This is a genomic window from Affinundibacterium amnicola, assembly GCF_014284275.1.
Taxonomy (GTDB): Bacteria; Pseudomonadota; Gammaproteobacteria; order Burkholderiales; family Burkholderiaceae_D; genus Undibacterium; species Undibacterium amnicola.
In genome coordinates, this window is record NZ_JACOFU010000012.1 from 46,476 (window position 1) to 66,198 (window position 19,723).

A 19,723-nucleotide genomic window follows, 5' to 3' on the forward strand; every position below is an offset into this window, starting at 1 on the left:
TTAATTACTACGCGTAGGCAAACTAAAGTTATGACCCAAGCCAGGCATATCAATCGTCATGCCTTTGTAGTTACGGCACTTCACCGTCGTACCGCTACCATCAGGTAATTCTTCTTCACGTACATAGGTAGGAATAATAGGCAATTTACCCAAACCACCCAAGCCATCAACCACGAAGGTTGGCACCGCTGGACCACTGATCCAACCACGCAAGCCTTCATACAATTCGATCATACGGTGATGTGGCACGATGAAATGCGCGGCGCCTTCGACCATATCTGTGGAATACACGTAGTAAGGGCGCACGCCCATTTCTATCGTTTGCATAAACAAATCACGCATCACTTCGACGTCATCATTCACGCCTTTCAAGCAGACAGTTTGCAAGCCCATCATGATGCCGGCTTTTTGTATCATCTTCACACGTTGACGCAGCAAAGGTGTGATTTCTTTTGGGTGACCAATATGGATATTGATCATCTGTACGCGATGCTTTTCCAATACCGCACACAACTCTGGCGTGACGCGTGTTGGCAATTGCACGACCATACGTGAACCCATGCGCAAGAAACGTACATGCGGCGCGCGACGACGTAATTCGCCGAGTATGTAATCCAAACGTTCGTCAGTAAATGTCAGCGGATCACCGCCAGACAAGAGCACGTCGTCAATCTGTGGGTTGCTCGCGATGTAATCGATAGAAGCTTCGATTTCGTCTTTAGCGACGGAGCCATCAGGTTGCGACACCATACGCTTACGTGTACAGAAACGGCACAAAGTTGCGCAAGTATTGGAGACCAAGAACAACACACGACGTGGATAACGATGCACCACGCTAGTACCAGGAATCGTATCGCCTTCTTCACCTAATTGATCCAAAGAAGTAGCGAAACCTGGAATGGTTTGTTCATGATGGGAAGGCATGTATTGCAAACGGATTGGGCAATTTGGATCATCTTTGTCCATCAATTGCGCCATGTACGGTGTAATCGCCACCGCGAATTTTTTGTAGACTGTGTTATCCACGTCTTCCACATTATTCAATACGCCCATCAATTCAGAATGATGAGAATAACGACGCGTGAACTGTTTCTGCCAAGATTCAGACTCTGGATCGTATGCGTCTAATTCTTCGCGTGTCAGTAATTTTTTGATAGGATTGAATTCGACTTTTTGATCCATGATGTCTCTCTCTTTATATAGCTAATCAAAGCCAGTAAGCGGCAAAATAAGGTGAATACCCATGTGGGTGACAGGGAGACAGTGTAAAGACGAGTTGTGCCGCCACAAACGCACAAAATGACTTAAACAACAGACAAAAATCAGTCATAATGCATGACACTCAAACAAAATGCCTGAAAGCTAGCCGAAATTCGCCATGCCCAACAAGATAGACCCGCTCGACCAGCAAATCATTGACCTACTCAAAGTGAATGCACGCTTGCCCATTGTCGCGATGGCAAAAGCCCTAGGCTGTGCCCGCAGCACAGCCCAGTTACGTTTAAAATCCTTAGAAGATCGCGGCATCATTAGCGGCTACACAGTGGACATCTCAGTCAGCCGCAGCCGCCCCAGCATACGCGCGATGGTCTTGATCTCAATAGAGTCGCAACACGAACCAGAAATCATGCGCGCACTGACCAAGCGCCATGAAATCATCAAGCTCTATACGGTCAGCGGTCGCTACGATTTGTGTGCCATGCTATCGACAGAATCAACCCACGAACTCGATGCGGTGATTGATAAGATACGTTTGATTAAAGGCGTGGTGGATACGTTTTCGACGATTTTGTTGTCGACTAAGTTGGATAGGCCAGAGTGATACGATAAACAATCGTGATAGGTGAGTAGGTGGGTGCTGAGCACCGCGAATCCCAATACCTACCGGAATATTAACGACATTAAACCTATGAAAAAATTCAAACTACTGAAAAAAATGCAGTTTTTACTGCCTAGTAATTCTGCACTAATTTCGCTTCTACCTAAATAAAGTCAACCCGGAATGTCAGGCTGAACCAAATTCGCCAACTACATCAAAGATTCTTGTCAGCCTAAATAGCACATTTCCACTGGAATCATTTCCGGAATCCCTTCCTGTGTAACACTCAACTCAGTGCCACAAATCACCTGTCTGAAGTTGACCGTCACCGCCATCACTTCTGGCATAGCCGGATCATCAAGTTAGTCTCGGTCACGCAACAAGCTTCCGGCATCATTTCCAAATATTCGCCGCCAAAAGAGTGGTCATTGCCAGTCGAGAAATTGCGGGAGGACATTGTAAGCGTGCCACCATTTTTCGGATCCATATGATGTACCTTGCAGGTAAAGCCAAAAAGTGGAATTCACCTCGCCATCACGTCGGCTTCGACAAATGCGCGGTAAAGTTTAATTGGGTTGGTGCGTATCACTCGGTGGAACTTGACAGTATTTGTTGACATGATTTTTCCTTATTTCTACATCTAGGCTGAGCTTCGAACAAAATAACTCTCTCCGCTCAATGCGCTATCGTTTTTTAAGATCATTGAGCTGCGTCGGTGTCATAATTTCTGCTTGCACAATTGTTTGGCCTTCGGCATTAAACAAAGGCGATTGTTTATAACTACCGCTCAGCCGCGCACCCAAGCTCATCCGAATAAAACGCAAGACCACTGGGAGCACACCTTTCTGCACTGGTTTCGGCTCACCAATTGCTGCTTGCGTCTCCATCCAAGCAGTCACCGGGCCAAAATCTTTTTCAATATTTTTACGGTCCAATGCACTATGAATTAATCCAATAAAGGCCATCTTAGGATCTGGCATGATATTGCCTAAAGGTGTTTTGCAACACGCGGCATACCAACGTACCATGCCCTTGTCGCTCAAACGTACCGTAGCTAGATGCTCTTGGCCTTGAACAAAGCGCAAACGCGCTTGACTGATTTGGACAATTTCTGTCCCTCCTTGCGCATCTAACACTTGCTCGGCTCGTCCAAGAAAATGTGCGAAAGCACGGCAATCACTGCAATAGCAAACGATATGATTGTGAACACCTTCGCCTTCGACGTGTGCTCGAAGCTGACCGCATTGGCATTGAATGGCGTGCATATTTTTCCTCAATAAAAAAGACAGCAATTGTGACTTACTCGGCGAACTCGCAATATCAAGCGGAAAGCCCTTTCAGTATTCAACTATTCTAAAACTTCAAATTACATGATAAAAATAGAAGAGAAGGAATGCTAGCTTGTATGGAATAGCAACTCAATCTCTATTCAATTTCAACATTCTTTATTGACGACCTAAGCGCAGTTAAGACGTGGAAGACCTGAGCAGGCGACAGTTCACGCAAACCTTCTCCAAAGCTTACTTGATCATCTCCTGTTTCGTTTTCAATACAATGCAGATCGATCTGTAACATTTTCCATACATTGTGCGAATGCACAATTGCCCCAGGTCAGCAAAAGCAAATTTTGATTTGTGTTAATGAATTGCTAGGTTTTTCTAGTGTCATAATCAATCTCGGCTGATTACCCATCTAGTCCAATACAACAACAAAAAAAGAAGCGTCGGGATTATTTTCCCGACGCTTTTATTTCCACAAAACCTTCAAACGAAGTTTCCGAAATAAAGAAAGAGACATCATGATCGTAGGCGTACCCAAAGAAATTAAAAACCACGAATACCGCGTGGGCATGACTCCGTCTTCAGTGCGTGAGTTGACTTCACGTGGCCACAAAGTATTAGTACAAAAAAATGCAGGCACCGAAATCGGATTAAGCGATGAACAGTATCTGGCGGTAGGTGCTGAGCTAGTTGATACAGCAAAAGAGATTTTTGAACGTGCGGAGATGATCGTCAAAGTCAAAGAACCTCAGCCAGTCGAATGTGCGATGCTGCGTTCTGGTCAAATCTTGTACACCTACTTACATCTGGCACCCGATCCAGAACAAACCGCAGCGCTCGTGAAATCTGGCGCCATCTGTATCGCTTATGAAACCATCACTGGCGCAAACGGTGGCTTACCGCTACTAGCACCGATGAGCGAAGTCGCAGGTCGTATGTCGATCCAAGCAGGTGCAGCACATCTGGAAAAATCCAAAGGCGGCATGGGTTTATTACTTGGTGGCGTCCCGGGTGTAGCACCAGCCCATATTGTGATTATCGGTGCTGGTGTTGTTGGTACCAATGCGATGCAAATGGCTGTTGGCACGGGTGCACGAGTAACAGTGCTGGATAAGAGTATTGATCGTTTGCGCCAATTAGACTTGGTGTATGGGAATCGTATTTCGACGGTTTATTCCAACGCACAATCAATTGAAGAGGCGGTATTGTCTGCTGATCTGGTGATCGGTGGCGTATTAGTCCCTGGCGCAGCTGCACCGAAGCTGGTAAGCCGTAGTTTAATCTCTCGCATGAAAAAAGGTGCTGTCGTCGTCGATGTGGCGATTGATCAAGGTGGTTGTTTTGAAACCTCGCATGCCACCACACACGCTGAACCGACTTATGTCGTTGATGGGGTCATTCATTACTGCGTAGCGAATATGCCTGGTGCGGTCGCACGCACTTCCACGTTTGCGCTAAATAATGCCACGGTTGGGCACGCAGTTGCCTTAGCAAGCAAAGGCTGGAAGCAAGCCCTACGTGACGACATACATCTGCGCAATGGCTTGAATGTTTGTGAAGGAAAAGTGACTTACGCAGCTGTTGCGCACGACCTAGGCTATCAACATGTAACTGCAGACAGTGTATTGAATTAATTGCTTCCAGATAATTGGGACTGATGCATAAAAGCCAGCGAGAATTTTTATTCTAGCTGGCTTTTATATTTTAGGGTCTGTTGACCTAGCAGAAAGCAAAAATAGCGCTTAGAGAATTATTTTCCCGCACTCACGCCGCCTATGCCGTCGACCGTTTTACTAATAGATTTAGGATTGCCGAAATAATTTAATGAACCGATGCCCTGCACATTCGCCTTGAGTTTTTCCGTTGCAGTAACTTCAACCGAACCGATACCTTCTACGGTCGCATCAACATTCTCGGCAACCAAGCCCTTTGCATCGACAAAGCCCACGCCTTGCGCGCGCAATTTAAAATCACGCACCTTGCCACTCATTTTTAACAGACCCACACCTTCATAATTCAATTCAAATCGGTCACCAGCAATTTTGCTGACTGTCGTCAAACCTGCACCTTCCATTTTAAACTTGGTCAAAGCAGGCATCGTTACGACTACTTTTAAATCATCAGAAATACGAATATTTTTCTTTTCTTTGTAGCTGATTAAGAGCTCATCACCAGCGATGTCGGTAATGATTTTATCCATGTATTTATCGTCACCCTTCACGGTAATTGAATGCGAGCTACCGACGACCACTTCAACAGATAAAGCACCCTGTGTTCGAATGGTGCTAAATGGGGAAACTTTACGTACTTGTTCACCCGCTGCAGCGATAGAACTGGCTAGCACTAAACCAACTGTGAAACATGAAACGACTAATTTGCGCATGATGAACTCCGTCCTTAATGAATAAGCGATGATCTACATCGAGTGAAGCTAGTTTGCCAGCATTTTGGGACATTGTCTGCGAAAAAAGATGAAGTGTCAGATCTTAGGAGCAGAATGCAAAAAAACCGGATCAACTGCAAGATCTTTTCAGCCTATCAATTGCCACCAGTTGTCAAACGACTCTTAAGCAAATCTAATAATGCAAAACGGCGCCAGAAGCGCCGTTTTGTTTTTACACTTTTTTAGTTCTTTCCAGGCTACATTTTATGCAGCTGAACATACAGAGAACTAACCAATTTATTTACTTGCTGCTGGTACAGAAGCTGCTGCTTTTTCAGTTGCTTTCTCTACCGATTTTTCCATCTTCTTGACGGCTTTATCTGCATGCTTCGCTGGTGCGCCTTTGACATCGGCACTGGCTGCTGCTTTTGCTGCCGCAGGGACACTAGCTGCACTTGCTGCTGGCGCTGTAGCCGGAACGCTAGCAGCCTTCGCTGCCGCACTTGCCATAGTGCTAGAAGCAGAACTTGCTGCAGCTGCTGCTTTAGGAGCCGCTACTTGAGCCACAGCTGAAGCAGCTTTTGCTGTCGCGCTGGCAGCTGGCGCTTGTTCTGTACTAGCGAATGCAGCACTCATAGACAATGTCGTTGCGATGATAGTCAATGCGATTTTTTTCATGATGAATTCCTATGTAGATCAAATGAATAAATGTGAGTTTTGTATTCCGGTACAACTTTATTTTGTCTTGCTGTTGCGCAGTATTCGCTGCGTACTCCCATAACGGGCTCAGGTTTTTTTGTGTTGACACGAATTTGAAATATTTTTCGAAAAAATTCTGGCCACCAAATTTTCACTATCAACTTTGTCTATGGTGAAGTCCATTTCGATTCCTGCTGGCGCATTGCAAATCCAGAAATAACTTGTTCCCCTACATCTTTAGGATGATCAAAAAAACACGCAGAAATGGGGCCAGATTTAGTGCTTTCAAGTGCCTCAAAAATTTAAATTATTTTCTCTTGAAAAGCCTTTTTGCCATCTACATATCGGTATCAGCAGATGCTCAAGTGAGGTCTGCAAATTAAATTAACTCATATCGCTTCAACTTATAAGGATATATATCATGCGTAATTTTGACTTCTCTCCACTCTATCGTTCCGCAATCGGTTTTGATCGTTTAGCGCACCTCTTTAACGAGGCACAACGAGCGGAGGCGACACCAAGCTATCCACCGTATAACATTGAATTGGTCAATGAAGATCAATATCGAATCAGCATGGCCATCGCCGGCTTTGACCGTAGCGAAATCGAAATCGAAACAGAGCGTGATGTACTGAAGGTTGTCGGTCGAAAAACCAAGCCAGAGACACAAGGCACCTACTTGCATCGTGGTATTGCCTCTCGTGATTTCGAGCACAGTTTCCGTTTGGCGGATCACGTCAAAGTAGTTGGTGCTCGCTTGGATAATGGTTTACTCAATATCGAATTGCAACGCGAAATCCCAGAGGCTTATAAACCTCGTCGTATCTTGATCGATGGCGAGCCATTGCGCAATGTTAACAATGCTAACAGCATCAATAACCTCAACTCACCTGATCAGTTGCAGGCAGCATAAGCTTCAAAAGCTCGACATTCGTTGACATCCCCTCCTGGCGTGTCTGGCAACAGTCACGCCTTTTTTACATTCTTGAGTAAGGCCGCGGCACATTCATCTGTTAAGATTTTATGAATTTTATTCAAAACCTTCACGGAGAAATTATGCGCAGTTTGATCACGATAATCGGTATTGGTTTGCTATGGATTGCCAATATCAGCCATGCACAACAAGTCGCCACCGTTCGTGTAGATTATCACCACAGCGGGAACGCTAAAACCGAACACTTTGCTTTAGACCGCGTACTCATCGAACCGCTGCCTTGGCCTGGCAATCTCAACAAAAATATCGATCACACGAATCGCGGTGTGAACTTATTCGAAGTCCGAGATAAAGCAACTGGCAACTTACTTTATTCGCGCGGTTTCTCGACAATTTTTGCTGAATGGCAAAGCACTGCTGAGGCAAGCAAACTTGAACGAGGCTTTCAGGAATCTATCCGTTTTCCGAAACCAACTAAACCAGTCAACATCAAAATTCTAAAACGCGATACACAAAATCAATTCCAAACCGTATGGAGTGTCGACATCGACACCGATGCGCAAGATGTCGTGAGAAAACAAGCCGGTTCTGTGCGCAAACCCATTCCCATTCAGATCAATGGCGCCTCTTCTGAAAAAGTTGACTTGCTCATTATTGGCGACGGCTACACCCAAAAGGAAATGACGAAATTTAAGACAGACGCAAAACGACTCAGCGATTTCTTATTTTCAGTTTCTCCATTCAAGGAACGCGCAAAAGATTTCAATGTGTGGGCTTTAGCTGTAGCGACCAAAGAATCAGGCATATCTCGTCCTTCAACTGGCAAATATCAAGCCTCTAGCACCGGAGCAAGTTATGACATCTTTGGAAGTGAACGTTATGTACTCACATTAGACAACCGCGCCTTACGTGAAATCGCGCAGCATTCTGCGTACGAGTTTATCGAAATTCTGGTGAATAACGACACCTATGGTGGCGGTGGTATTTTTGGTCAATTTTCTACCGCCGCGGCTGGAAACGATTGGGCAAACTATTTATTCGTGCATGAATTTGGTCATCACTTTGCAGGTTTAGCTGATGAGTATTACACCTCACCAGTTGCCTATCAGACGGGAAACGACATTCAAACAGAACCATGGGAACCGAATGTCACCGCCTTAAAAGATAAGGCCCAATTAAAGTGGCAACAGCATGTTAAAGCAGACACAGCATTACCAAGCGCATGGCCAAAACAGTCTTATGAAGAAGCGGCACGTCAGTTCCAAAAAGTGCGCGCAGATCTCAGAAAAAATAATCGTCCAGAATCAGAAATGAGTGCTTTATTCAAAAAAGATCTGCACGAATCTAGCCTGCTGTTTAGCAAAGATCCCAACTTCCGAACCATAGGTGCATTTGAAGGCGCGAACTACGAAGCAAAAGGCTACTACCGCTCACAAATGCAATGCCTTATGTTTGATCGTAGCGAACAGTTCTGCCGGGTTTGTCAGGACGGAATTTCTGCGATTATTGATTTGTACTCAAAGTAACGCCTACAACCAGAATACGTCAAAAACTAACTAATTCTCACGTATCAGCAAAGCATTCCACCAACAATCCACGCAACCATTGATTGCCCTCATCCTGTGCAAAACGACGATGCCAGAAAATATTTGTCTGTAAAGTGGGCAATTTAATCGGCGGTTTACTATAGGCGAGGCGAAATGGGGTTGCGGCGCTGAGAGCTAGCTTCTGCGGTACGATCACTACCAAATTGGTGGTACTGACAATGTAGGGCACGGCAGAAAAATGCGGCACCGTAAAACTTGCGTTTGCCTTAATGCCTGCTTTCTCTAAGCTTTGATTAATTTTATCGTAGGGACTTTCTTGAGTCGAAACGATCAGATGCTCGACATTGAGAAAATCACGGCTCGACATGCCTGCCTTCATCAAGGGATGGTGTTGGCGATACATACAAACGTAATCCTGTTGAAATAAGCGACGGTGATAGAGCGCACCCGATACCTCGTCAAAGGCGCCCAACGCCAAATCGATACGACCAGTTTCCATCTCCGCCATTAAATCAACGCTGCTTGCGCGCACGGTAGAAATTTTCAACTGCGGAGCATGTAAGCGACACTGTTCCACCAACACGGGCATAAAATACATTTCCCCCACGTCCGTCATGGCAATCGTGAAATGGCGCTGGCTACTTGGCACATCAAAAGCATCATGCTGGTTTAAGGCTTTGGTAATGTTGGCCAAAGCCGCTGCGACCGGATCGGCCAATTGTTGCGCCAATGGTGTTGGCTGCATGCCTAGCGAAGTGCGGACAAATAATTCGTCATTAAATGTTTTGCGCAGGCGTGCCAGGGCATTGCTGACTGCGGGTTGAGATAAATTCAACTTACGTGCGACGCTGGAAATCTGGCGCTCCTGAAATACTTCCTGAAACACAACCAGAAGATTCAGATCGATGTCTTTGGCTTCGATCAAACTTCACCCCATTATTGATTTTGTGAATGCTCTACATTTTAGTATTTATATCGCAAAAAAGGGGGGATTGCACTACATTAGCGGATTCTCGTGTTTTTCAAGGTTTTACGCAAAATTGCGCTAGCTAGGCGTGTCGCCGAAGACAGTACAATTGTACGGCGAGGCAACAACAACGACACTAGCGTCTGTTTTGCGTAGGTCCTATTTCTCTATTTGGATAAAATCATGACAACAAACTACATGAGTGGTTTCGCCAATGAATTTGCAACAGAGGCCTTAGCCGGTGCTTTGCCTGCCAATCAAAATTCGCCGCAAAAATGCGCGTACGGCTTGTATGCGGAGCAAATCTCTGGCACAGCCTTTACCGCACCACGTCATTCGAATCGCCGCTCTTGGACTTATCGGATTCGCCCAGCCGCTATGCATCAGCCTTTCGTGCAAATCGATAACGGCAATATAACAAATGATTTCGCGCAAGTACCGAGTACGCCGAATCAATTGCGTTGGGATCCACAACCGCCGCCCAGCACGCCAACGGATTTTGTCGAAGGCTGGTTAACGATGGCGGGCAATGGCTCAGCCGATTCGCAAACGGGCTGTGCAATTCATTTATATGCAGCCAATCGCGATATGACCGATAAGTTTTTCTACAATGCAGATGCCGAGCTGTTGATCATTCCTCAGCAAGGGCGATTGCATCTTAAAACAGAGATGGGTTTAGTCGATATCGAGCCGCAAGAAATCGCGGTGATTCCACGTGGTGTGCGCTTTCAAGTCACACTTCCCGATAGCGAAGCGCGTGGCTATGTCTGTGAAAACTTTGGTGTGATGTTGAAGCTGCCAGATTTGGGCGTGATCGGCTCCAATGGTTTGGCGAATCCACGTGATTTTTTAACTCCAACTGCGTGGTATGAAGATCGTGAAGGTGACTTCGAATTGGTCGCGAAATTCAGTGGCAATTTGTGGAGCGCAAAAATAGGTCATTCACCACTTGATGTGGTGGCTTGGCATGGCAATATGGCACCCTACAAATATGATTTGCGACATTTCAACACCATAGGATCGATCAGTTATGATCATCCAGACCCGTCGATCTTTTTGGTATTACAATCGCCGAGCAATACCCCCGGTGTGGATACGATCGATTTCGTGATTTTTCCACCACGCTGGTTAGCTGCCGAAAACACCTTTCGCCCACCTTGGTTCCACCGCAATATTGCGAGTGAGTTTATGGGCTTGATACACGGTCAGTACGATGCAAAATCTGGCGGCTTCCGCCCTGGTGGTGCCAGTTTGCATAACTGTATGAGCGGTCACGGCCCTGATGCACCGACCTTCGAAAAAGCCAGTAACATCGACACCAGCACACCGCAAAAAGTTGATAACACCATGGCCTTCATGATAGAAACCTGTACCATCATCAAGCCAACCCGCGCCGCGATGAACTCGCCGCAGTTACAGCCAGATTATTTCCAATGCTGGCAAGGGATTAAGAAAAACTTCAATCCTAATCAAGCTTAATATTCAAGCGGAATAACGACACACCCAATTCAAGTCTAAAGAAAGCAAATCACCTATGAGCGTTCAACTAAATGAAACTCACAATCCAGCACTGCGTAGCTGGGTTGTTTCTGCCAACGATGGCAACACCGATTTTCCGATTCAAAATTTACCGTTTGGTGTATTTCGTCGTGCAGGTAGTAATGAACAATTTCGCATAGGCGTGGCGATTGGCGATCAGATTTTGGATCTGAGCATTGCCTTGCATGCTGGGGTTTTCGCCGATATCAGTAATGCCGCTTTAGCCCATGCTTTAACCGCAACTAACCTGAATGCCTTGATGGATTTGGGAAATAACACGTCCTCGCAAGTACGTTTAGCCTTATCCAAAGCGCTGCGTGAAAACGCGGTCGCGCAAAAACAATTGGTCGGTACACTGGTGGCGCAAGCTGATGCGGAATATGCTTTACCTGCACAGATTGGTGACTACACCGATTTTTATACCTCGGTACATCACGCCACTTCAGTCGGTAAGTTATTCCGTCCAGATAATCCATTACTGCCTAACTATAAGTGGGTACCGATAGGCTATCACGGTCGCTCGTCTTCAATTGGGGTATCAGGCCAGCAATTCCGTCGCCCAATTGGCCAAACCATGCCGCCGAATGCGACCACCCCTTCATTTGGCCCCGCCAAGCGTATGGATTATGAATGCGAAGTTGGCGTCTTTATCGGTCAAGGTAATGACTTGGGTGAAGTGATTGATATCGATCATGCAGAACAACATGTGTTCGGGATGTGCTTGTTGAATGATTGGTCGGCACGCGATGTGCAGGGTTGGGAATATCAACCGCTAGGCCCATTCTTAGCGAAGAATTTTGCTTCAACTATTTCACCATGGGTTGTGAGCTTAGAAGCTTTAGCGCCGTATCGCAAAGGCTGGACGCGCGATGCGGCTGATCCACAACCATTGCCGTATTTGGATAATGCGGATCTGCGTAGCACTGGCGCCTTCGATATTCAACTCGAAGTCTTATTACAAACCGAAAAAATGCGTCAAGACGGCACACCTGCACAACGCTTATCTTTGTCGAATTTTAGTCATTCCTATTGGACCGTATCGCAAATGGTCACGCATCATACGGTCAATGGTTGTAACCTGCGCGCTGGCGATTTCCTTGGTTCTGGTACGCAATCTGGCCCCGCTGCAGAAGAGGCAGGTTCGCTATTAGAATTAACTGAAGGTGGTAAAAAACCGATTGTGTTTAGCAATGGTGAACAACGTATTTTTATCGAAGATGGCGACAGCATCATCATGCGTGGTTGGGCACAAAAAGATGGTGCACCACGTATCGGTTTTGGTGAAGTCGAAGGCCGCTTATTGCCGGCCCGTAAGTTGGCCTAAATAGCAAGTTGGCCTAAATAAGATGAAGGCCATGACTTAGCAAAAAGCGCGCAGAAATTTGCGCGCTTTTTTGTATTCTCCATTTACGCAAGGAGGCAAACGATAGCAACAAGCCAAATGACATTCACATAAAACCACCATTTGTGCATGTTTCATCATGATTACAGCACTTTTCCCTTCTCTTCATGGCAAGAATTTGCTTAAATAGCTGCTGACTCTAAGAATTCAATATTTGCCAATTCGTTAGAGTAATTACTTAACAGGAAAACCATGGTGCGTTTACATAAACTATTTACTATTATTGCTATTTCCAGTGCAGCCATTCTGTCCGGATGTGCATCAGTAAAAACCGCAAGCACAAGTGCAGATGCGAAAGCAAAAACATTTGTCACAAATCCGAATCAAGCCAAACTCTATATTTATCGCAATGAGTTTATGGGGGCAGCACTTCGTATGGCGGTTGAGTTGAACGGTAAAGAAATTGGTAAGACGGGACCGAAATCTTACTTCGCGGTCGACGTCGCGCCTGGCAAACATAACATCGTATCAAAAGCGGAAAATGATACGAGCTTAGAGGTAATGGCTGAAGCTGGTAAAAATTATTTCATCTGGCAAGAAGTCAAAATGGGATTCTTGTTAGCACGCTCCAAATTGCAATTGGTCGATGAAGCGCAAGGAAAAGCTGGCGTCAGAGAATCACAATTACTCGAAATGGATGGAAATAGTAGCGCCAACATCAGCAATACAAGTCCGAGCGCAAATGTAAATGCAGGTGCAGGTACAAATTCGAGCTCAAACACGACTACCAACACACAAACTAAGCCGGTGAATCCAAGCGTCGATACAAGTGCCACAACAACACCAGCCAAACAAGCGGAAGCATCAAGCTATCCGGTCAAAATCGAAAAAGTCCCTTTTGAAATTGGTACGTCATCCGCGACCGTTGAACGCATTGCTAAGCAAAATAGTTGCGAGTCCAAACAAGGTGCTGGGCTTCTGTATAAAAAAGGCCCTGTTGAAGTGTATCGCGTTGAATGTAGTGATGGACGTGAAATCAAAGCCCGTTGTGAACTTCGTCAATGCAGTATTTTCACACCTTAAGACGACATCACATCGATCAAGCTCATTCATTTGAAAGCGTGCAAGCGATTGCACGCTTTTTTCTCTTGATTTCTCCTAGTTAAACCTTAACTACCATTTGATTCGCAAGACGACGCCCCTACATTAAATGCCAATTCAAATGTCGATCAAATCCACACTCCTACTTGCGCTTTGCCTCATCGGGAATCTGGGTTCAGATTATTTGCATGCGCAAACAATCACCGTCGCGTGGCGTGAAAAGCCGCCTCATCAATATATAGAAAATGGGAAAGAACAAGGTATCTTATTGGAACTCAGTAAGCGTGTTTTTAAGGATAGCCAAATCCCAACACGATTTGTAGAAGAACCGGCTAAACGTATCTGGCAAAACTTCAGCAATAAAACACCCAATTACTGCTCGTTTGGCTGGTACAAAATTCCGGAAAGAGAGGCGCTTGTTCAATTTAGCACGAGTCTTTACAAAGATCCTCCACATATCCTTTTGGTCGCCAATGCGGCACTAGCAAGTGTCAACAAACATAAAAATTTGCAAGCTCTGCTCGCAGATCCACAACTTAGTTTAGCAATCGTCGATGGCGTCTCTTACGGTGAAAAGTTGGATCAATTATTCTTGACCAGCCAGAATAAAATCATCCGCAGCAGCGCAGCACCGATGATCATGGCAAGAATGGTCAATGCCAATCGTGCATCCATGATGCTCATTGACCGAGAAGATTGGAACTACCTAAGTAGTAAAGAAGAACAATTGATGGAACTGACACAAGTTGATATAGACGGTATGCCTGCGGGCTTAGACCGTTACATCGTGTGTAGCAAAGACATTCCTGCTACGACTATGAAGAAAATTAACCAAACGCTGTCAAAGTTAAACAGTTTAAACAATATCAGCAATGCAGGAAAACCTAAGTAAAACAAATGCCGATCAAATTCAACGGCACTTATTTCGACTGAGAAAAATCATCAGCTAATCTGCTTGATCACTGCCTCCAATGGCACACGCCAATCTCCGACTTGCTGTTGACGAAACAACTGCGCGGTTGGATACCAAGGACTATCCCGACGCTCTTGCAACCAACGGAAATCTGGCTCGTAAGGCAAGAGCAGATAAAGTGGCTTCCCCAAAGCTCCCGCTAAATGCGCGACGGAAGTATCGACAGATATCACCAAATCTAAGCAATTGATGACAGCAGCGGTGTCTGCAAAATCATGCAATTGCGTATCAAGAATAAAGATTCGCTTACCAAATCTTTGCATCATTTCCAGTCCAATACGATCAGATCGTTTTATATCTTTCTGCAAGATATAAAAATCTGCATCGGCTTGCAATAATTTACTAGCCATAGAAAATGGCAAACTACGCTGTGCGTCATTATTGTGTTGCGAGGAACCCGCCCAAACCACACCGATTTTCTTTCTGGATGGATTTTTGTCGCCGATAGAATGCGTCGAAATTTTTTCTTGCCAAGCTTTTTGTAAACTCGACTCAACAGACAAATAAGGAATATGCTGAGGAAAAACTTCAGGTCCGATTGTTAACGCTAACGGCAAACTCAACAGCGGTGACTGAAAATCAAAATCAACAGGCGCGGACCCTATCGCACAAACAGTGACAGGTAAACAACGTAACAATGCAAGCAACGCAACCGGCACCTCAAACACAACTTCCGCACCACGCTGTTGCAGCAGTTCTAATAAGCGGCAAAATTGCAAGGTATCACCCAAACCTTGTTCGGCATAGATCAGAATTTTTTTACCTGCAAGACTCTCTTTCCCCAGCCATAAGGGCTGTGAGAATATTCGGCGCGAACTATCCCATTGCACGTTCTTCCAGCGCCATTCATACAGACGCCAACCTTCCTCAAAACGCCCTAAGCTAAGCAAGCAAATTGCTTTATTCAAATGCGGACTGACATAGTCAGGATCTAACTGCATAGCCAACGAAAAGGAATCAAGCGCTTCCTCGAAGCGACGCAGTTTTTGTAATGCGACACCCCAGTTATTATGAAGCCGGGCATTGCCACCGTGGATGGCGAACTCTTGTCGATAGATGTTCTCTGCAGCTTGCCATTCACCTTGTTGCAGTAATTCGTTCGCGAAATTCATACGACTTGCTGGCAATGTGACTGCTGTGGTTGAACTCTGGAATCGCTGTTTGCACTCACACGCCACCTGCTTCAATACGGTGTGCCAATCACGTGGCTGCGTCTGTCTGAATAAGCGCACATTGCGATACCATGGACTATCATCACGTTTGAGTAACCACCTAAAGTCAGGAACATGGGACAATAAAATCCAAGTTTCTACGCCCAAAGCTGCGGCCAAATGGGCAACTGAAGTATCCACACTAATCACTAAATCCATCTGCATGATTAAAGCAGCGGTATCACTAAAATTGTGTAAGTTCTGCGCATGGTCATGCACAGGTAGCACCGACAGATATGTCAAATCGCCCTGTTTAATTTCTTTTTGCAACGAATGAAATTCGAACTCAGTAGATAGTTCAGCGTCAAGAATATGCACCAATTCACGCAACAGCAAACTACGATTTTTGTCGTTACTGTGCTTTTCTGAGCCTGACCAAACCAGACCAATTCTTCTTTTATTTTTTGCTCCCAACACCTGTTTCCAATGTGCCAAATCTTGGGCGTCAGCATACAGATACGTGCCAAAATCAGGAATACTATTCAGATCCGTGTCGAGAACTCTGGGTGCGCTGAGTAAGGGCAATTGATAATGAAAAGCAGGAATGCTTGCACCAGTACTGATGACTTCAATTTGTTGAGCTTCTGGCCAATGCGCAGCACTGTTTGACACCAAACGAAGCAGCGGTTCATTCACCACCAGATACACTTTCTCTGCCTGTTGCGCTAGCACTCGCGCATAGCGACAAAATTGTATCGTGTCACCATATCCCTGCTCAGGATGCATGATGATCGTTTTGCCTTGTAATGAGTCTTGCCCATTCCAGATGGGATAAGCTAGCAATTCACTATGAATCGACATCGCCACATTTTTCCAGCGCGCCTCATACAAAGACCAGCCTTCCGCAAACTGCCCCATTAACAAACACAGCATCCCCTTATTCGCTGCCGCGATATGATCACGTGGGTCGTGCCGCAAGATGTCATCATAGGCGCACATCGCTTCATCAAAGCGATGCAAATTTTGCAGCGCGTTAGCACGATTATTTCGCATTCCAGGTAAACGCGGATCAAGCTGTAAAGCCCGATCAAATCCTGCCAAAGCTTTGTCATATTCTGCCAGAGACAAATAGGCAATCGCCAGATTCCCTTCAGCGTTTGCATAATCGGTCTGCAATTGAATCGCCTGCGTATAGGCGGCAACCGCATCTTGTGCACGTCCCAAATCGAGCAAGATGTTTCCACGTGTGTTGTGTGCCGCCGCCAATCTTGGATTGACATCTAACAGATGTTCAACCACTGCCAATGCTTGCACATCTTGTTTATCCGCTCGCAAACTTGCCGCTAATAATAGGTTCAAATCTGTCGAATGCGGTACATACCGCAACGCTTGCTGCAAGCCCGCAACACATTCAACATGCCGCCCGAGGCTCGCTAATAAAGCGAACTTGTTCTTGTACGCAAGTTCATATTGCGGATTAACAGCAATAGCTAAATCAAACTGAGCCAATGCGCGCTCGTACAATTTTTGTTGTTTTAAACAAAGTGCATAATTGTGCAAGGCCAACAGTTTGCGCGGCTGTAGCACCAAGGAGCGTTCAAAATACTGCGCGCTGTCACTGAGTTTACCGAGTTGCAGATACAAAGTTGCTAAAGACACTAGAGCATCGACATGCTGAGGTTCTGTTTCAAGCAGTTGCAAATACCCCGCTAACGCGTCCTGCAATTGACCGACTTGATGCTGCTGAAAAATAGATTTGAAATCGCGGACAATATTCATTTAAAAGCCAAGTAGTTGCTAGGTGGCAGTTGGTCAAGCTAAGTTCAGAAATATTCAACTGCTATTGAATTGTTATCGAACTCTGATTATACGTTCACATGAACATGCCGAGTCAAACGAATCTACCTACGATAACGAGTACCTTTCAAATCATCTGCACAAACAGACTACTTTGCATACATGGATTCCTTCACCTTACAAATTCCTTGCATCTTACGATCTTGATATGCTTAGCTTCTTCTTTATTTGCCGAGTAGTTCAATGGCTGGAATGGTGCAGTAGATAAAGCCCATTGCACCTTACCAATTCCTTACCCCTTACGGTCTTGGCGCGGAACCTGTAGGGCTGACTAATACCTTGCGCATCGAAGCGCACACATGTAGCTTGGCGACGTGGAGGGGCGTAAGACATAAAGCCCGTTATGCGTGATTGCACCACCAAGTGTAACGACTGGGCAATTTCGCATAGCGGGTGTTATGTGAACATCGCGTAGCGATTTCCCCCGCAACGGCTGTGCCTTTGACTTTGACCTTGCGTGGCTCTTTTCTGACTGCCGACGCAGTGCGGTGGTGAACGACAAAGGAGCGAACTTTGTTTCATCTGACTAAGCTTTGCTGATCGTCGAAGCCGCGAACACCGAGAACGATTAGCGCTAGCTTGGCGCACGCCTTGCTCCGTGCGCCTGATCAACTATTCTGCACGGCTCGCAAGGCGCGTGACAAGCGGTTTGATACGCTTAACTTCTTCTTTATCTGCCAACTAACTCAACGGCTGGAATGGTGCAATAGATGAAGCCCATTGCACCTTACCAATTCCTTACGCCTTACGGCCTTATGTGGTTCTCTCTTATGTGGTTCTCAGCTTGAAACCAATTGGAAACTCGGTTTCCTCATCCCATAAACACATATCTAGATTTGCCGAATCAATATTATTACAATTAAATTTTGCACCTCGCAAATCAGCTCCTACAAAACTAGCAAACTCAACGTCTGCACCAGAAAAATCACAATGCTTAAGATCTGCACCATCAAAACGACTACCAATTAATCGAGATTCAACGAAGGTCGAGAAACTTGATAAACTTAATTCGAGAGAAGCATTAATTAAATTTGCTTTATTGAAATTACATTTCACAAGTGTTGAGTTTGTTAGCAATGCTGCCCTTAAATTAGCTAATTCAAAATCAGAGAAAGATAAATCCACTTTTTCAAGTAACGCCCGATGCATATCTTTCGACTTAAAATCTAACGCAGTTAAATTCGGGGCATCTACAAGCATCTCATGCCCTGTCTGGAAAAATATTTTAATCATTTTGGCGGGTCTCGAAAATCTGTTTTTGAAATTTTAAGCTCCTCAATCGGTTTGGCTTTTGCCACTTGTGACATTGCCGCTGTTCCTTCAGTAGTCGCCGCAGGCTTCCCTGTTAAAAGACCCGCAACATATGTATGGTTTCCGTCAACGATAATTTTACCGTCGACTTTTATCGGTGGTGCGACACTTCCAGCTTCTATTTTTGCAACATAATCTTTAACCATCGGTAAAGAAATTGATTCTTGAAGAGTTTTCATCTCAGAACCCTTCAACACCGCTTTGATTGACTCTTCCGTTACGACAATGCTCTTTTTAGCAAAGGCAGCTTCTGGACCACCTGCTGTTGTTAAAGCAAGAGTTGCAACATTAGTTGTTTGCTTTATCAACTGTCCAAGCCAAACACGCACACCTTTTCCCAATTCACCCATCGGAGAATACACAGGTGCATTATTACTACCTAAACTTTGTCTACCATCAGGATCAATATACTTATAAGGATTGTTATTAGCGTAGACGTACCGGTTAAACGATGCTCCGCTATTACTGTCAGTCAGCACAGGATCTTCACTCAGAAACCGTCCCGCGACAGGATCATAGTACCGCTGCTGCATATAAGTCAAACCAGTATCGGCATCATTGACATGACCAGTGAACCCTATCGTCGGAATCGACGTCCCTGCTACCGTCATCCCATACGGTTCATAACGGGTTCTGCTGTTGGCTATCAAATTCCCATTCGCATCACTCTTTGCAACCGGGCTACCTAAACCGTCGGTATGGATATAGCGCACCACTGCCACTCCCGATGTCGTCACTTTGAAGTTGACGATCACATTGGCATTGCTGCTCACATTGTTGGCATCGGTGATGACGACGTTCCAGGTTTCTGTGAAGTTGT

The 19,723-nt window shown here is 45.4% G+C and carries 16 protein-coding genes and 1 pseudogene; 8 read left to right on the plus strand and 9 right to left on the minus strand.

Features of this window, described 5'->3' with window-relative positions; translation table 11 throughout:
* Window positions 1–1,182 carry a KamA family radical SAM protein gene (locus H8K33_RS19270; protein ID WP_186892698.1) on the minus strand — a complete coding sequence of 394 codons (1,182 nt, stop codon included), beginning with the start codon at window positions 1,180–1,182 and terminating at the stop codon, window positions 1–3.
* Window positions 1,183–1,378: 196 nt separating this feature from the next.
* Here H8K33_RS19270 and H8K33_RS19275 point away from each other — a divergent pair, with 196 nt between their 5' ends.
* On the plus strand, window positions 1,379–1,822 hold the full coding sequence (locus H8K33_RS19275; protein WP_222612449.1) for an Lrp/AsnC family transcriptional regulator: 444 nt from the start codon (window positions 1,379–1,381) through the stop codon (window positions 1,820–1,822).
* A gap of 224 nt (window positions 1,823–2,046) precedes the next feature.
* Here H8K33_RS19275 and H8K33_RS20025 read toward each other — a convergent pair.
* Window positions 2,047–2,438, minus strand: a pseudogene (locus H8K33_RS20025) (SRPBCC domain-containing protein).
* Window positions 2,439–2,502: 64 nt separating this feature from the next.
* Window positions 2,503–3,084, minus strand: coding sequence for a DUF6151 family protein (locus H8K33_RS19285; protein ID WP_186892699.1), 582 nt, complete (start codon window positions 3,082–3,084; stop codon window positions 2,503–2,505).
* Between the two features lie 533 nt (window positions 3,085–3,617).
* On the opposite strand from H8K33_RS19285, the gene ald reads away from it, so the two are divergent.
* Window positions 3,618–4,733 carry an alanine dehydrogenase gene (ald, locus tag H8K33_RS19290; RefSeq protein ID WP_186892700.1) on the plus strand — a complete coding sequence of 372 codons (1,116 nt, stop codon included), beginning with the start codon at window positions 3,618–3,620 and terminating at the stop codon, window positions 4,731–4,733.
* 116 nt (window positions 4,734–4,849) lie between these two features.
* Here the strand turns inward: ald and H8K33_RS19295 are convergent, their stop codons facing one another.
* Entirely contained in the window at window positions 4,850–5,482 is a 633-nt protein-coding gene (locus H8K33_RS19295) for a head GIN domain-containing protein (RefSeq protein WP_186892701.1), read from the minus strand.
* Between the two features lie 297 nt (window positions 5,483–5,779).
* Window positions 5,780–6,160, minus strand: a complete 381-nt coding sequence (locus H8K33_RS19300) for a hypothetical protein (RefSeq protein WP_186892702.1) — start codon at window positions 6,158–6,160, stop codon at window positions 5,780–5,782.
* Between the two features lie 442 nt (window positions 6,161–6,602).
* Between H8K33_RS19300 and H8K33_RS19305 the strand changes: the two genes are divergently transcribed.
* Together H8K33_RS19305 and H8K33_RS19310 are read left to right on the plus strand one after the other, a co-directional pair.
* Window positions 6,603–7,094, plus strand: coding sequence for an Hsp20 family protein (locus H8K33_RS19305; RefSeq protein ID WP_186892703.1), 492 nt, complete (start codon window positions 6,603–6,605; stop codon window positions 7,092–7,094).
* A gap of 143 nt (window positions 7,095–7,237) precedes the next feature.
* Window positions 7,238–8,641 (plus strand): M64 family metallopeptidase, encoded by a 1,404-nt coding sequence (locus tag H8K33_RS19310; RefSeq protein ID WP_186892704.1) that lies wholly within the window; start codon window positions 7,238–7,240, stop codon window positions 8,639–8,641.
* Between the two features lie 37 nt (window positions 8,642–8,678).
* Here the strand turns inward: H8K33_RS19310 and H8K33_RS19315 are convergent, their stop codons facing one another.
* Complete coding sequence (locus H8K33_RS19315) at window positions 8,679–9,587, minus strand: LysR family transcriptional regulator (protein WP_186892705.1); 909 nt, start codon at window positions 9,585–9,587, stop codon at window positions 8,679–8,681.
* Window positions 9,588–9,812: 225 nt separating this feature from the next.
* Here H8K33_RS19315 and hmgA point away from each other — a divergent pair, with 225 nt between their 5' ends.
* From hmgA to H8K33_RS19335, 4 genes are all read left to right on the plus strand, one after another.
* On the plus strand, window positions 9,813–11,108 hold the full coding sequence (gene hmgA / locus H8K33_RS19320) for a homogentisate 1,2-dioxygenase (RefSeq protein ID WP_186892706.1): 1,296 nt from the start codon (window positions 9,813–9,815) through the stop codon (window positions 11,106–11,108).
* A gap of 55 nt (window positions 11,109–11,163) precedes the next feature.
* Window positions 11,164–12,492 (plus strand): fumarylacetoacetase, encoded by a 1,329-nt coding sequence (gene fahA / locus H8K33_RS19325; protein WP_186892707.1) that lies wholly within the window; start codon window positions 11,164–11,166, stop codon window positions 12,490–12,492.
* 270 nt (window positions 12,493–12,762) lie between these two features.
* The gene (locus tag H8K33_RS19330) at window positions 12,763–13,593 is read left to right on the plus strand and encodes a DUF2846 domain-containing protein (protein ID WP_186892708.1); all 831 of its coding nucleotides are present in this window, start codon (window positions 12,763–12,765) and stop codon (window positions 13,591–13,593) included.
* A gap of 139 nt (window positions 13,594–13,732) precedes the next feature.
* Window positions 13,733–14,503 (plus strand): transporter substrate-binding domain-containing protein, encoded by a 771-nt coding sequence (locus H8K33_RS19335; protein ID WP_222613503.1) that lies wholly within the window; start codon window positions 13,733–13,735, stop codon window positions 14,501–14,503.
* A gap of 50 nt (window positions 14,504–14,553) precedes the next feature.
* On the opposite strand, the gene H8K33_RS19340 is transcribed toward H8K33_RS19335, so the two are convergent.
* The 3 genes from H8K33_RS19340 to H8K33_RS19350 all read right to left on the minus strand — a co-directional run.
* A complete protein-coding gene (locus tag H8K33_RS19340; RefSeq protein WP_186892710.1) occupies window positions 14,554–17,514 on the minus strand; it encodes a tetratricopeptide repeat protein in 2,961 nt (986 codons plus the stop codon).
* Between the two features lie 846 nt (window positions 17,515–18,360).
* On the minus strand, window positions 18,361–18,825 hold the full coding sequence (locus H8K33_RS19345; RefSeq protein WP_186892711.1) for a pentapeptide repeat-containing protein: 465 nt from the start codon (window positions 18,823–18,825) through the stop codon (window positions 18,361–18,363).
* Window positions 18,822–19,723, minus strand: a 902-nt coding sequence (locus H8K33_RS19350; protein ID WP_222613504.1) for an RHS repeat-associated core domain-containing protein, incomplete at its 5' end; no start/stop codon positions are given. The genes H8K33_RS19350 and H8K33_RS19345, both read right to left, overlap by 4 nt.